General features: G+C 37.9%; 11 protein-coding genes. All 11 read right to left on the reverse strand.

Translation table 11 applies throughout. The features are described 5' to 3' along the window. Window positions 1-6: 6 nt before the first annotated feature. The gene (locus tag AC3FI7_RS00420) at window positions 7-2862 is read right to left on the reverse strand and encodes an RHS repeat domain-containing protein (protein ID WP_491461115.1); all 2856 of its coding nucleotides are present in this window, start codon (window positions 2860-2862) and stop codon (window positions 7-9) included. Window positions 2863-2869: 7 nt separating this feature from the next. Then, entirely contained in the window at window positions 2870-4480 is a 1611-nt protein-coding gene (locus AC3FI7_RS00425) for a T9SS type A sorting domain-containing protein (protein ID WP_491461116.1), read from the reverse strand. A gap of 279 nt (window positions 4481-4759) precedes the next feature. Next, complete coding sequence (gene acs, locus AC3FI7_RS00430; protein WP_491461117.1) at window positions 4760-6667, reverse strand: acetate--CoA ligase; 1908 nt, start codon at window positions 6665-6667, stop codon at window positions 4760-4762. 61 nt (window positions 6668-6728) lie between these two features. Then, window positions 6729-8615, reverse strand: a complete 1887-nt coding sequence (locus tag AC3FI7_RS00435; protein WP_491461118.1) for an AMP-binding protein — start codon at window positions 8613-8615, stop codon at window positions 6729-6731. 97 nt (window positions 8616-8712) lie between these two features. Beyond that, window positions 8713-9072 carry a response regulator transcription factor gene (locus AC3FI7_RS00440; protein ID WP_142722100.1) on the reverse strand — a complete coding sequence of 120 codons (360 nt, stop codon included), beginning with the start codon at window positions 9070-9072 and terminating at the stop codon, window positions 8713-8715. A 9-nt stretch (window positions 9073-9081) separates the two neighbouring features. Next, window positions 9082-11784: an ATP-binding protein gene (locus AC3FI7_RS00445; RefSeq protein ID WP_491462117.1), complete on the reverse strand. Its 2703-nt coding sequence runs from the start codon at window positions 11782-11784 to the stop codon at window positions 9082-9084. Beyond that, entirely contained in the window at window positions 11777-11971 is a 195-nt protein-coding gene (locus AC3FI7_RS00450; RefSeq protein WP_142722102.1) for a hypothetical protein, read from the reverse strand. The genes AC3FI7_RS00445 and AC3FI7_RS00450 overlap by 8 nt, the downstream gene beginning before the upstream one ends. Beyond that, window positions 11968-12432, reverse strand: a complete 465-nt coding sequence (locus AC3FI7_RS00455; RefSeq protein ID WP_491461119.1) for a GNAT family N-acetyltransferase — start codon at window positions 12430-12432, stop codon at window positions 11968-11970. Before AC3FI7_RS00455 ends, AC3FI7_RS00450 begins: the two co-directional genes overlap by 4 nt. 64 nt (window positions 12433-12496) lie before the next feature. After that, a complete protein-coding gene (locus tag AC3FI7_RS00460; protein ID WP_142722104.1) occupies window positions 12497-12724 on the reverse strand; it encodes a DUF6814 family protein in 228 nt (75 codons plus the stop codon). A 43-nt stretch (window positions 12725-12767) separates the two neighbouring features. Next, window positions 12768-14348 carry an MFS transporter gene (locus AC3FI7_RS00465; RefSeq protein WP_491461120.1) on the reverse strand — a complete coding sequence of 527 codons (1581 nt, stop codon included), beginning with the start codon at window positions 14346-14348 and terminating at the stop codon, window positions 12768-12770. Window positions 14349-14429: 81 nt separating this feature from the next. Continuing rightward, window positions 14430-15809 carry a porin gene (locus AC3FI7_RS00470; RefSeq protein ID WP_142722106.1) on the reverse strand — a complete coding sequence of 460 codons (1380 nt, stop codon included), beginning with the start codon at window positions 15807-15809 and terminating at the stop codon, window positions 14430-14432. Window positions 15810-15964 lie beyond the last annotated feature (155 nt).

The following is a 15964-nucleotide window of genomic DNA, read 5'->3' on the forward strand; positions in this document are numbered from 1 at the left end:
CGGTTTTTAGTTTTTATAGTTGTATTTCATTTCCTTCAGCACTTTGCCATCCACGTCAATCACTTTTTCAAGTCGGTTAGCCGAATCATAAATATAGCTTTCCCTGATTCCTGATGGTGGAGTGATGCTTCTTACTCCTACTAAAGGGTCATAGGTGTAGGTAGTGATCTGATAAGCGGATAATGCAGTATTAGCTCTGAAGGTATTCAATGCTGATAAAAATGAAGTTTCATCATTGTTTACACCTGCTGATGCATCTGTATTGGATGCGGCCACAATAGAGTCAATGAATGACTGCTGGATATCTGTTAATTTCGCTCCTTCTATTTTGGCAATAGGTTGGGTCAGGTTATAGCCCCAGATGATTACTGTGGAAATACCGTCTTTTGTAGTGTATTGTTGAAGATTTCCTTGGGAATCATATTGGTCATACACAATATCTGTAGATGGAATATCCTGAAGATCATAAGATAGCCCCGAACTTGGAAACAGATTAGTAGCATTATCATATTTAGTTTCTACACGAGATAGTGTTTTACCATTGAAAGTTTCTTTTTTCTCTAATAGATATTTATAAATATTTTTATCCAATAATTTGTTCAATAACTTAGTTTGTGGATAGGAATAATAAGTTTCATACACCCCTCTTTCTGTAGTTTCTTTAGTATAATCTACATTGAAGTCAAACTTATTTATCTGTGTTTCATTTAACGAAGTGACAAATCTATTTTGAGGATAGTAAAGTGTATTTGAAATTTTATGATTTCGGACGTATATAGGATTGAGTTTTAAATATCCTCCAGGCTGCTCTACCATGATAGGCGTGGCAGATAAAGTTTGCGTAGTATATTCATGACTTTCTGAAGCTACAATTTGATTAGCTGAGTCAAACATTTCTTTCTTTTTTAACAATCCTCTGTTATTAATATCTTCCATATAATCCAGATTATCCGGATAACTGTTAATCATAGAGGGGTTTATATCATCCATGCCAAGGAAAGTATATTTAGTATATCCTCCATCACGATCTACTTCTTTCACATTTTTATAGATGATATTTCTGTTGAGTTCATATCCTCCATACATTGTTATAAAATCCGAGCTTTTTTTAAAACTATTGAACAGAGAAGGTACACCACTGGAACCATTGATATCCGAAAACTTCTCATAGTAATAGGTTTTAGAATTAGAAGGCTTGACTGAAATTTCAGTATCAAAATATTCTATACTTTTAATTCTTACCCCATATTTACTTACATAGCTTTGAGGATACTCTGCCTCTGTTCCTTCTGAAACAGATAAAGATCCAACACCAGTCGTGTTTCCCGAAATCGTAATGGTATGTTGACCTTCCAACACTTCGGGCATATATATTCTTCCATAACCATCAGCAGTCTGCATTACTGTTTGGCCATCTACGAAGAAGGTAATATTGGGAATTGCTTCAGGATCAAGCAAAGGATTGGGATCATAACCATTGACCTGAAAACAAAAAACAAGTGCCCTGTAATTATATTGAGGATTTCCCGTTGGTGTTATATTAAAAGCGTAAGTATTGTTAATTTTTGTATCAAAACTGAAAGAAGTAATAGGCTTAAAATAATAAGACTCTTTACCGCTTATATATCCTGTTCCCGACATCCAGGATGGCATTTCAAATTGATTGGACTCAAAATTAAATTTAACATAGCCTTTAGTAGGCAAGATCATTTTTGACAAACTTCCAATGGCAGAATATTTTGGATTATCAATCCATTCTCTGACAGGTTCAGGATCATTAGGACATACATCAAACCCAAAATTAGGTGATGGTCCATAATTTCTGTCAGTTCCTGTTGTATTATAAACAAATGATCGGGATTCAATTTCATTTCCCTGGCTATTTTTCTTAGTGATCTTATCGAGCGTTGTTGTATTATAAGTCACAGTATTACCGAACTCGTATTTATAATAAGCAAAACCTCCATATTCCAAATCAAGCTGTTGTACAAGTCTGTTTTGTGTGTCTTTTAATTCTACTTTTTTGACACGGTAACAATCTGCCATATTAGTAGTATTGGACATATACCTATTCTCTGGAAAATAATCATATTCAATATTAATTACTCCATAATCTTTAGAAATGATTTTTTTAGGTTTATAATCCATCATAGCGAGTTGATATTCTGAGTAAGGATATTCTGCATATTCAATTGTAACAAGCTCTTGATTCTGAGCATCCAATACTTTTGTTAAATAATAAGCCCCTGGGTGAACCTCATGGTAATGGTTTTCTATAGCTAGAACTTTTTTATTAAAAAAATACTGATTACCATATTCATCAGTGATTTTAAAATCTAAAATATCATAGAATTTATTGGTTGAGTTAGTAAATTCGATTTTTTCCTTTGAAGTTCCTAAATTCTTAACAGTAATAGTACTACCACTTTTTATGAAAACAAACTTACCAGACATTCCAAATGCATTAAAATAAAATACATCATCGAACTGAAACAAATCCATATTCATAAGGGGGTTATTCGCCGTTTTTTCATCCAATGCTCCAATTGTAACTTTAGAAATAGCATTATTAACATTCATCAGGCTCCATCCTAAACCAACATCTGAAGATTTTTGAAATCGTGCAGAATTTTTAACGTGATAAGACATTCCCAAACTAATATTCACATTCTTATTTCTTGTGGGTAGGTCAAAAACAGGCACATCTATTTTAGGAGTACCGGTTGAAATATCGATAGGTGTATCAATATATGTAGACAGATACGAAAGTGTAGGTATTGGCTTATTGAATTCAGTAGGATTACTTTGTGCTTTTAGGCATATACAAAATGCCAACAAAAGAAAAATAAAGTGTTTTGTCATTGTGTTTTTATTTCTTGATTAATTTAGCATTCGCTGTTTTATTCGCATCTGTTTTTATCACAACAACGTAAGCTCCCTGAATCAGTGCCTGTGTATTAATCTTTGTCACCGTATTCTTTGTTTTAATACTTTGAAGCTGTCTTCCGCTCATATCATACAACAGAATATCTGCATCCTTAAAATCAAAGCCAATTTCTACATAAGCATAATCAGAAACAGGATTCGGATAGATTTTGATATCGTATTTCTCAATTAACTGGTCAACCTGTTTATCTCCCAGCTTTACAATCTTCCAGTTTTCTTTTCCAAGCTCTTCTGCGCTGGTTCCGGCCAGTATAATAGAACCGTCTCTGTTGAGTTTCAAATCTGAAAGCCTTTCTTCCTTCTTTCTGGATTCTCCTTTCACGTGCTTTCTCCACTGTTCATTTCCATCCTGATCAAGATAGAGCATCCAGAACGTTTCATCGTCGGTTTCTACTCTTCCCTCAGACTGAGTATAACCTCCCAATAAAATTCCTTTGGAAGATTTGTCATCTGCTGAATGAAGAACACTCATTCCCATCAGAATATCACGGTTTTTGAAATTGTAAGATTTCTGCCACTGTTCATCGCCTCTGTCATTTAAAGAAATTAACCATAGGTCCGTTCCTTCTTCTAATCCTACCGTTTTATTTCCTGATCTTTCTGATCTGGATTCTCCACCGATAATGAATCCGGTTGAGGTTAATGCAAGAGTTCTCAAATGATCATCACCTTTTCCTCCGAAGTTCTTTTCCCATTCCACTTTTCCTGTTTTATCCAGCTTTACGATCCAGTAATCGCCTTCGCCAAAGTTGTCGCTTTGTTTTTGTACCGTTGTCAGATGTCGGGTGTCGGATGTATTTTGAGGACTTTGTACATTATACATTTTACTTTGTACAGCTGAACTTCTTGAATATATTCCTAGTAAAGCTCCTCCGTCTTTTGTTGGAATCATCTTCTCCACCTCATCCAATCCTTTTCCACCTAAAATAAGCTGTGAAAGTTCTTTTCCGTCTTTGTCCAGTTTTGTGATGAAGACATCCTTAGAACCGTAGCCTTTTGCAGCGTTTTGTATGTTACCCGCGACAAAGAATCCCAAATCGGTAGTCTGGATAACCGCTCTGGCTTCTTCATCAGAAGAGCTGCCTAAGGTTTTCTGCCATAATTCATCTCCAAACTCATTGATCCTGATCAGCCAGATATCAGATCCTCCTTTGGAATCCTCTTTTTTATCCAGCCCTTTCCCTGAATAAGAAGTGCCTGCTAAAAGAAATCCTCCATCCTGTGTGGTAACTGTAGCTGATAAATAATCATGATTTTGTCCTGAGAAATATTTTTCCCAGATTTCTTCTCCCTGCTGGTTCAGCTTGACCAGATGAAAATCATAACCGTTGTTCTGCTTACTTCCAGCCTCCAGTTTTCCGCTTCCTGACTGTATCGAACTTCCTGTAATTAGGTATTGCTGATCGATGGTTGTGGTAACCTGGCTCAGGAAATCCTGGGTGGAGGATCTGATGTCTTTCTGCCACACCACTTCCTGGGCAGATACTCCCGGAATCATGCACAAAGTAAGTGCACTGAGATAAAACTTTCTCATTCAATGTTGTTTTTTGAGTTCGTAATTAGTTTTTTGAAACTTTGCAAATTTAACACTTTTTAAGAAGCGAAACTCACGTTAATGCGATTTAATATAAATCATACTATACATTATTTGATTATATTCATATTATAATGATTTTGTCTGGTTCTGATGCAAAATTATCTAAACACGGCGACAAAAGTTGTCGTGTTTTTTGAAAACTAAATAAAGTATGAAAAAACAAAAGCCCCGGAAATAAACTTCCAGGGCCTCACTATTGGTTAAATAATGATTAATTTAAATTCTTTCATTTTTAATTTCCTCTACAATTTCAGGATTCAAAAGAGTAGTGATGTCACCGAAATTACTGAAGTCACCTTCTGCAATTTTTCTCAGGATTCTACGCATAATCTTTCCGGAGCGCGTTTTAGGAAGTCCTGAAACAAACTGTATCTTATCCAGTTTGGCAATTGGGCCAATCTGATCTGAAATAAGCTGGTTAATTTCTTTTTTCAGGTTTTCCTTATCACGGCTTTCCCCGGTTTCTTTAAGCATTACATATCCGTAAAGTGCATTTCCTTTGATATCGTGAGGATAACCGACAATAGCGGATTCTGCAACGGCAGGGTGCTGGTTGATGCTGTCTTCAATAGGTGCCGTTCCAAGGTTATGCCCTGAAACAATGATTACATCATCTACACGGCCTGTAATTCTATAATAACCAACTTCATCCCTTAATGCGCCGTCTCCCGTAAAATATTTTCCCGGGAAGGCTGTGAAGTAGGTTTCTTTATATCGTTGATGGTCTCCCCAGATCGTTCTGGCAATTCCCGGCCATGGAAAACGGATGCAAAGATTTCCGGTTACCTGGTTGCCTGTAATTTCATTTCGTTTATCATCCATCAGAACAGGCTGTACACCCGGTAATGGGAGGGTGGCATAGGTAGGTTTTGTTGGCGTTACAAAAGGAAGTGGGGAAATCATAATTCCTCCTGTTTCTGTCTGCCACCAGGTGTCTACAATCGGGCATTTTTTTCTTCCTACATGATCATTGAACCAATGCCATGCTTCGTCATTGATAGGTTCACCCACAGAACCGATTACTTTAAGGGAACTGAGATCATGCTTATCTACCCATTCTGCACTTTCTTTTGCCAAAGATCGGATGGCAGTAGGAGCAGTATAAAACTGAGTGATCTTATGCTTTTCAATCACTTCCCAGAAACGGTCCGGTTCAGGATATGTAGGGACGCCTTCAAAAATTACTGTCGTTGCACCATTCAATAAAGGCCCGTAAAGGATATAAGAATGTCCGGTGATCCATCCGATATCTGCAGTACACCAATAAATATCATTTTCCTTGTAATTAAAGACATTTTTGAAAGTATAAGCGGTGTATACCATATAGCCGGCGCAGGTATGAAGCATTCCTTTTGGTTTTCCTGTAGATCCTGAAGTGTACAGAATAAAAAGCGGATCCTCAGAATCCATAATCACAGTGACGAAATCAGGAGAGGCTTTCTCATATAGATCAGCCATCCAGTGATCTCTTCCTTCTTTCATTTTGATTTCGTTGTGGGTTCTTTTTACCACAAGGACACTTTCAACAGTGGGGGTCTTTTCCAATGCATCATCCACTATACTTTTCAGATCCAATACCTTGTTTCCTCTATAGCTTCCGTCTGAAGTAATGACCATTTTTGCTCCGCAGTCATTTACTCTGGAAGCGACAGCTGAAGCTGAGAACCCTGCGAAGATAACCGAATGTACAGCACCCAGTTTTGCGCACGCAAGCATCGTAATGGCAAGTTCAGGAATCATAGGAAGGTAAATGCAGACTCTGTCTCCCTTTTCAATGCCCATATCACGAAGCACATTGGCTGTTTTATTGACACGTGTATAGAGTTCATTATAGGAAATATGTTGTGCCTCTTCCTTCGGATCATTGGGCTCCCAGATGATAGCCGTTTTATCTCCTCTTATCGCCAGGTGCCTGTCGATACAGTTTTTGGTAATATTGAGTTTCGCGTTTTTGAACCAGGTAATTTTAGCTTCATTCATATCGTACTTAACAACCTTGCTCCATCGTTGGTACCACACGAAATTCTGATCTGCTACCTTATCCCAGAATTTTTTCGGGTTTTTGATAGATTTTTTATAATCTTCAAAATATTGTGGTAAATCTTCTATTAAGTAATTTCTCATATCCCTTTCGTTTTTTGAAATTTGAATTTATTATATTTTAAATTTATGTTTAATTTCCCGTTTAAGCCTTATATTCCTTGATTTTTTCCTGAATTTCATCAATGATTTTCTCATCATCAATGGTTGATGGAATCTGAAAATCTTTTTCGTCCAGTAAAGTCCTGATCAGTTTTCTTAAAATCTTTCCGGATCTTGTTTTAGGTAAACGTTTGACAACCATTACATTTTTTAGAAAAGCTACTGCTCCGATTTTGTTGCGGACCATCTGGATAATATCTTTTTCAATGTCTTCTTCAGGAATAGTGGAGCCATTCTTCAAAACAACTGTCGCAAAAGGAACCTGTCCCTTGAGGTCATCATCAATACCTACCACAGCGCATTCGGCAACATCAGGATGAGAAGAAACAATTTCCTCCATTTCAGAGGTGGAAAGCCTGTGTCCTGCCACGTTGATCACGTCATCCACTCTTCCTGTAATAAAGATATAGCCGTCCTCATCCTGTATGGCACCGTCTCCTGAGAAATAGTAGCCTTTGTACTGAGAAAGGTAGCTGCTTTCAAAACGGTCATAGTCTTTCCAGATTCCAAGCATAGCACCGGGTGGGAGAGGAAGTTTGATCACAAGGTAACCTTCATGGTGAGGATCCAGTTCAAAGCCATTTTCGTCAAAGATTTTAATATCATATCCTGGAACAGGCTTTCCGGCAGATGCCCTTTTGATCTGATAGCTTTCATCATAAGTCAGCAATCCAAGCATAGGCCATCCGGATTCTGTCTGCCACCAATGATCTATTGCCGGAACGCCAATATGTTCTGCAAACCAGTCCAAAGTGGCTACATCACACCTTTCACCAGCCATAAACTGTTTTCTGAAGTGGGTTAAATCGTATTTTTTTACCAGTTCTCCGCTGGGATCTTCTTTTTTAATAGCTCTGATAGCAGTGGGTGCCGTAAACATCACCGAAACTTTATATTCTGAGATGACTCTCCAGAAAGTTCCGGCATCAGGAGTCATGATGGGTTTACCTTCGAAAATGATCGTTGTGTTTCTGTTGATTAATGGTCCGTACACCGAAAAACTGTGTCCTACAGCCCAACCAAAGTCTGAAGCTGCCCAGTAGGTTTCTCCCGGCTCAACCCCATAGACATAAGTCATTGAGAACTGTAGTGCAGTGGCATATCCTCCGGTATCGCGAACAATGCCCTTGGGTTTACCGGTTGTTCCTGAGGTGTAAAGCAGATACAGCGGATGGGTTGATTCTAAAGAAATACAGTCTGCCGGAGCTGATTTCTCTACCAGTTCTTCATAATCTATCAGTCCGTCAAACATTTCATTCTGATTGTCGACCAGCTTCCTGTTGTATACAATAATGTTGTCCACTTTATCCTGTGCCAGTTCAATGGCTTTTTCTACCAGTGGCAGATAAGGTATTCTTTTGGCAATTTCCACACCGGCTGTAGCGGTGATTAAAACTTTAGGTTTACAGTCATCAATTCTTACCACAAGCTCATGGGGAGCAAAACCTCCAAAAACTACATTATGAATGACGCCAATTCTCGCACACGCAAGCATAGCGAAGAGAGTCTGCGGAATCATGGGCATATAAATAACGGCCGTATCTCCTTTTTTTAATCCTAAAGAAATTAGGCCTCCCGCCAGTTTTGCTATTTCCTCTTTGGCCTGACTGAAAGTATAGGTTTTCTTTTGATTGGTTACAGGTGAATCATAAACAATGGCAACCTGATCTCCGAAACCGTCCTCAATATGTTTGTCAATGCATAAATAACACATATTGAGTTTTCCGTCAGCAAACCATTGTGAATAATCATTTTCATCTTTGGAAAGAATCTTTCCGGGAAATTCAAACCATTGTATTTTTCCGGCCTGTTCTTTCCAGAAATCTTCTTTATTTTCTATGCTTTGTTTAAATAAGTTATCTATATTCATATCATTAGTTGTGTTTAGGTTTTTTATCCTTGTCAAAGTTTTAAACCTTGACAAGGATATGTAGTCATGTCATTGCGAGCGGAGGCGAAGCAGTCTCTTAAAACATTTCCTCAATCTGCTGGATCAGTTTCTTGATCGAATAGGGTTTTGTGACATAGGCATCAGCGCCCATTTCCAATCCTTTTTCAATATCTCTGGGATTGTTTTTGGCACTCAGAAAGATGACTTTGGTGTCTTTCAGCTTTTCATCCTGTCGGATAATATCCAGAGTGCTGTACCCATCAAGGTTAGGCATCATGATATCAAGAAGAATGACATCAGGAACCATTGTTTTCAGAAAGTCGAGGACTTCTGTTCCGTCACGGGCAATATAGACATCATATCCGTTTTTCTTAAAGCTGTATTCCAGCGACATTAAAATTTTGTGCTCGTCATCCGCAATGATTATCTTTCTCATAAAAGGGTTTTAATGATGTTCAACTTCATTTATAATCTCTTTTTTAGTTGTTTTGGGTAAGCTTATGGTGAATGTTACGCCTAATCCACTGTTTTCAGCTTTTATACTTCCTCCGTGTGCCTGTACTATTTTTTTTGAAATAGCCAGTCCTAATCCACTTCCTGTAGGCTTTAAAATATTTTGATTTTTCGACTGATAAAACTTGTCAAAAATCATTTCCAGATCCTCTTCGGGAATGTGTTTCCCGGTATTGAAAATATTAATGATCAGCTGACCGTCTTTTTCAGATAATTTGGTTTGTATGGTGCCCTGTTCATCTGTAAATTTTAAAGCATTTCCCCAGATATTCTGGAACAGTTGAATCATTCTGGCTTCATCGTACTCAAATATAAACTGATTCAGAAGATTAACTTCACTTAAATGAATATTTTTCTGCTGTATCATGTGAAGAAGAGGATTGAGTGCTTTTTTATAGGTTTCAATAATATTATTTTCCTGAATGTGTAAAGAGATTTCACCATGCTCTAATTTGTCCAGATAAAGAATATCGTTGATGATTTCACTCAATCTGTCAGATTCTGTAATGATGTTGTTTAAAAATTCCTGTTTAATGTCAAAGGGAATATCATCGTCATCCGCTAAAATTTCTCCTGCAGAACGGATGGCTGTAATCGGAGTTCTCAGCTCGTGCGCAACAGAATCCAGGAAGTCATCTTTTTGACGGTCTTTGATGATAAGGCTTTCGTTAGCGGTTCTCAAATCATCGGAAAGTTTCTGAAGTTCTTCAGACTGTTCCGTAAGTTTCTTGTTCAAACTGATATTTTCCTGAGATTCTTCAAGGATATTCAATACTTCTTTTAAGGATATTTTATCTTCTTTGGTAACGCCTTCAATCAATATTTTTGCTGAAGCAGTACCGATTCTTCCTGCTAAAAGGTTTTCTGAAAATTTGATGAATCTTGAATCAGCAGTCTCCGTATTGGAATCGATATTATATTTTAAATTAAAGATTCTTAAGGCCTGTTCCGTTTTGTTTTTACCTAAAAACCGTTCAAGAATATTCTGAATGTCTGAAATATAAGCTGTCCCGCGCCAGATAAAGGCATTTTCATGATTCTGAATATATTTATCAATATCCACGTAGAGTTCAGCAAAGTTTCTTTCGCGGTAATTTCCTTTTGAGCTTACGGAAATAATAGTAAACAAGCCTGTATTTACCAGCATTGACCAGAAAAATATCTGTGGAATTCTTCCTAAATAAGGAATCGTGAAAAAGCCGAAAGCATTATACATGTCTCTCAGCACTCCTTTGAATTCCTGGTTGTACGAAAAATAATACTGAGGAATAATCAGTCCGAAATAACATATTATTAATCCGGCTATAAGTCCTGTAACAGCGCCTTTATAACTGCCTCTTCTCCAGAATAAAGCTCCGAAGAATGCAGGAGCCAATTGTGCAATCACTACAAATGAGATCAATCCTACGGAGTCCAGTGAAGTTTTCAGAATGAAATATTTATAGAAAGCAAAAGCCATGATGATCAAGGCAAAAATGCTGAATTTTCTGATATTGGTGATACTTCTGGTATTTTGTTCCTCGTTTTCAGATTTTAGTTTTCCCAGCAATCCATAAGGGATGATGAGGTTGTTGGAAAGCATGATAGAGAGGGTAATAGCCGAAATAATAATCATAGAAATACACGAGCTCAATCCTCCAAGAAATACAAAGACAGTAATTAAGGTATTGTCAAAGTGCTGAGGAATCAGAATGGAGTAGAACTCAGGATTTACTTTTTGTCCGTCAAAAATCAGTCTGCCACCCCAGGCAATGGGAAAAATAAATACAGTGAAGATCAAAAGATAAAGAGGGAAGAACCAAATGGCTGTTCTGATGTGTTTCTCCTGTCGGTTTTCAACAATGGCCGTATGAAACTGTCTTGGCAGGATACAGATCGCCGTGGCAGAAATCATACAGAGAATCATCCAGTTTATAGCACCTTCAATCCCGTTGAAGGTATTTTTTTCTTTGAAATCTTCGAATTTACTGGCTTTCTCATAAATGTCTGAGAATCCATCAAAAACATAATAAATGACAAAAAATCCCAGAATAATAATGAAAAATAGCTTTAAAAAACTTTCCAGCGCGATTGCCGAGATAATTCCCAGCCTTTTTTCAGAAGCATCCACATATCGGGTTCCGTAATAAGAAGAAAATAAAGCAATTAAAATCACAACAAAAGTTGAATTATCTGTAAGGATATCTTTTGACATAGGTGTTTCCGTTACCAGATGGAAGGTTTCAGAAATCGCTTTGATCTGCAGTCCGATGTAAGGAACAATTGCCAGAAGACAGACCACCGTGATGATGGCACTCAGGCTTCTGCTATTACCATATCTTAATGAAATAAAATCGGCAAGACTGCTTATTTTGTTGACTCTTGAAATTCTTACGATCCTTGTATTAATGTAGATCCATGCCGGAATGATCATAATAGGACCAATATAGATCGGAAGATAATTTAATCCGCTTGTTGCAGCAACGCCTATGCTTCCATAATACGTCCAGGCAGTACAATAAACGGCAAGAGACAAAGCATAAATATAAGGGTTGTTGATCCAGATCTTACTTCTTTTCTTCTCTGCTAAATAAGCCACTAAGAACAGAAGTGCCAGATAAAACAAAACCACAAAAAATAAGGCGAAGCTACTCATCATATCTTTTTACAATTACAAAAGAAATGATAATAGAGATCATCCATACCGCGAACAGGTAGATCAGGATCATGGGATAGCCGGAAATCTCTCTTTCACTGTTAAAAAGCAATGAAATAGGAATACTGAAAGCTATCATGAGTCCTACACTCAGTATGATTAGTTTTTGTTCATGTCTCTTTTTCATAACTGTTTTAGTTCCTTACCGAAGCATATAGCTTCTTCGCGTCCGATGTAAATTCCGTAATTTTCAATGACCTTATATTCATTTTTCAGATAAAATTTCACGGCATTGTCATTTTTTTTACGGGTTTCCAGATAGATGTATTTATAGTCAAATTGTTTTGCTGCCGTTTCTAATGCTGAGAGGATCTTTCCGCCTAGTCCTATGTTTTTTTCCAGGGAGAACATGCGTTTAATTTCACATATTTCTGGTGAAAGGGGGCGAAAGCCTCCGCAGCCTATGGCTTTTTCATCACTTACAGCAATGAGAAACAAAGCTTTCTCCTGAGTAAAGTCGTCAAGGTTTGCACTTTTGCTTCCACTCTCACCAGAGATTGTAGTAAGAGAAGTATTTAATCTGTGGATGAGATCAATAACTCTTTTATCTTCAGAGGGATGAGGAATTGCTTTAATCGTGATGTCCATTTTTTATAATTGATAACAGATAATTGATGAATGTATCACCCACCAATTATCTGTTTTATTGTTTTTAAATTTTATCGTCAGAATATTCTCCTGTTAACGCATAATATCCGAAAACTGCCATTCCGCCAGAGATAATCGGCATCAATACAAAAAGTATGATGATGCCAAAAACAAGATCTTCCTGTTTTCCAGATGCTATTTTAGGAATTCCCAATACTGTAATTCCGAAATACCCTACAATCACCGCAACGGCGATCCAGAGAATACCTAATATTTTTTTTAGTCCGTTCATTTTAGTAGTTTTAAAATTAATAAAAATTTGAGTGATTCAGTGCTTAATCGTGAAGATTGTTGTTCTTATTTTTAAGATAAAATAATCCGATGATGAGACATACTGTAGCCACTCCGATCGGATACCATAATCCTTCAAGGTACCATGTCGCGTGTCCCGCTTCTTTTCCGGTGGTTACCAGATATGTTGCTACTGCTGGTAAAAGACCTCCGAAAACTCCATTTCCGATATGATAAGGTAATGACATTGAGGTGTAGCGGATTCTCACAGGGAACATTTCTACTAGAAAAGCAGCAATAGGTCCGTATACCATGGTTACAAATATCACCTGGGTGAACACAAGAAAGATCAGGTACCATTTGGTGTTGTCACTTAATTTCAAGCTTTGGGAAACTTTGGGTTCTTCAGCTTTTCCGTCTTTCATGACAACTCCTGCAGGGGACCAGTGAACAATACTGTCTTTTTTAATCAGAGTTCCATCTGTATAAAGTGTTTCTTTATGGAAAGTAACCAGGCTGTCTGTTGCAATATCATTGTGAATTTTTGCTGTTCTTTTTTCAGTAATTCCATTAGCGGCAACAGTTTTACTCTCAAGGCTCACACTTTTGAACATGCTGTCATAAATAGGCCTGTACGCTAAAATGGCAACCAGCATTCCGGTCATCATCACTGCTTTTCTTCCGATTTTATCAGACAGCCACCCGAAAAAGACAAAGAAAGGTGTTCCTAAAAATAAAGCAGTAGCCATCAGTGAATCTACCTGAGCAGATTCTACATTCATCACCTTTTGAAGGAAGCTCATGGCGTAGAACTGCCCTGTGTACCAGATTACCCCTTGCCCCATAGCAGCCCCGAATAAAGCTAGCAGTACAAATTTGAAGTTGTATTTATTTCCAAAGCTTTCCTTTAATGGATTTTTAGAAGTTTTTCCCTCGCTTTTAGCTTTCGCAAAAAGCGGTGACTCTTTCATATTTTTTCTGATGATATAGGATACAGCAACCATCAGAATAGAGATCCAGAAAGGAACTCTCCATCCCCAGGTATCAAACTCTTCTGCAGACAATGTGGTCTTGGTAATTAAAATAACAATCAGTGAAATGAACAGCCCTGCAGTAGCAGTAGTCTGAATCCAGGAAGTCCAGTACCCCCGGCGGTGAGGTTGCGCGTATTCTGCAACATAAGTGGCAGCTCCTCCGTATTCACCTCCCAGAGCAAGTCCCTGAAGTAATCTTAAAATTAAAACTAAAACCGGTGCCAGGAATCCAATGGTTTCATAGCTTGGAATACATCCGATAAGAAAAGTGGAAAAACCCATGATCAGAAGTGTTACAAGGAAAGTGTATTTTCTTCCGATAAGGTCTCCAAGCCTTCCGAAAAATAAAGCCCCAAAAGGTCTTACAACAAATCCGGCAGCAAAAGTTGCCAGAGTAGATAAAAATGCCGCAGTAGGATTGTCTGCAGGGAAAAATTTGGTCGCTAAGACAACGGCAAGACTTCCGAAAATGTAAAAGTCATACCATTCTATTAATGTCCCGAGGGAAGAGGCGGTGATCACACTCCAGATGGTGCGGTTTTTCTGCCTGTCGGTCATATTTTCGTAGCTTTCGTGATGATTTTCGCTCATATTGATTAGTTTTTGATGTTAGTGGAATAGGATATTAATTTGAATTTTTAACCGTTACGGGTTTTTAGGTTGGTTTGATTTTTATAGGTAAATCTGGAACTGTACAATGAATTCCCCTTTTGAAGAAGGACTTTCCGTAGGGCTGGTATACACTGGCCTTGTTGAATATTGTGTTGTTATTTTCGCATGATGTCCATCTATAAACCAGTTGGCTCCCACATCAAACTGGGATGATGATTTATCAAAAGCCTCAAAGTTTTTGTGAGTATATGCCGCAAAAGGCTGTATTCTGATCTTTGGCTTTTCTGCCTGACTTGGTAAGAGTAAACCTGCCTGTGCGTAGATGATATTACCTGTTCCGATAGTCGGCTGCAGATTTCCAGGCCCTGCGATGGCTTTATTCCCGATGAAATTCGGATCAGATGCTGCGATATTCATGGTTCCCAGGTTTCTTACATAGTTAGGACCGAAATTATAGTTATAATATCCGGCATAGGCAGAAACAGCCATTTTGTTTTTTGCATCTCCCAAAGGAATATCTGCGAAGGCATCAACTGCAAAAAGCGTTATATCGTGTTTTTCAATATTTGAATTTACGGAAGTTCTCGTACCGTCAGCCTGGTGATAAAAACCGGCGCCTACATTAAATACTTTCTTTGTCCCCAGATAAGATCCCACTTTGAAAGGCAGAGTATTGGATTCTTCATCCAGAAACTGGTATTCGACATATCCCGCCTTTGAAAAACTGGGATTTCCGTTGTTGTCTACGGCTACGGCTTTCGAAGGGTCTGTCACATTCACAGGAACGAGATCCGTAGCAAATGGTTTATTTAAGCTAAAGCGGTATTCGAGTTTTCCATATTTTCCTTTCGCAAACATTCCCAGCTGCCTTGCAAACTGATCGGAATTATCAATTAATGGCCACGAAAAAACGGGAGAATCCAATGTGAGGAAATTAAGTGTAGATGCCATGGTCATGCGCGAAAGTCCCATATAGTAATGAAGTCCTGCCCCTAAAGATAAACTGAATTTTCCCGCTTCTCCAGGTAAAATAACTGCATATTCGTTCCAGGCGTCATGGAAAAACAGCTGGGTTTTTTTTCCGTTTCCGTATCCTCCTGTTCCGGAAGTGCCCGAAGCTCCGCCATTAATGAAAGTTTGGTTATTGATTCCAAAGTGCAGGAGAATCATGTATCTTTTAGAGATCTGTGCATAGGTGAGAGCACGTAATCGCCTGTTTCCTATACTCCAGGAGTTGTCTGTAGGTTCACCGCCCACCATACTTCCGGGATTCATGGAAGTATTTCTTAACCAAAGCTGGTCCCATAAAATAAATCTGACAAATTTATCACCATCCTGGTTAAGGTTGATTTTTAAGCCACTGCCGTAATCAGGAGAACCCTGTGAGTATACAGAACTGCTGATTAAAGCTACTCCAATAAATGTAAGTAATTTCTTCATAAATTATCAATTTTTGGCGTTATTTTTTGTGAATGCCAAATTGTAATTAATAATTTGTTTATGAAAATTTAATATATATTAATGGTAATGATATAGCTCTGGTATAAATGATGTGTTAAATATATTATGTGTCAGTTTGTTATCTCTTAATCTGA

The sequence above is a fragment of the Chryseobacterium sp. TQ-BC-N36 genome (assembly GCF_058382295.1).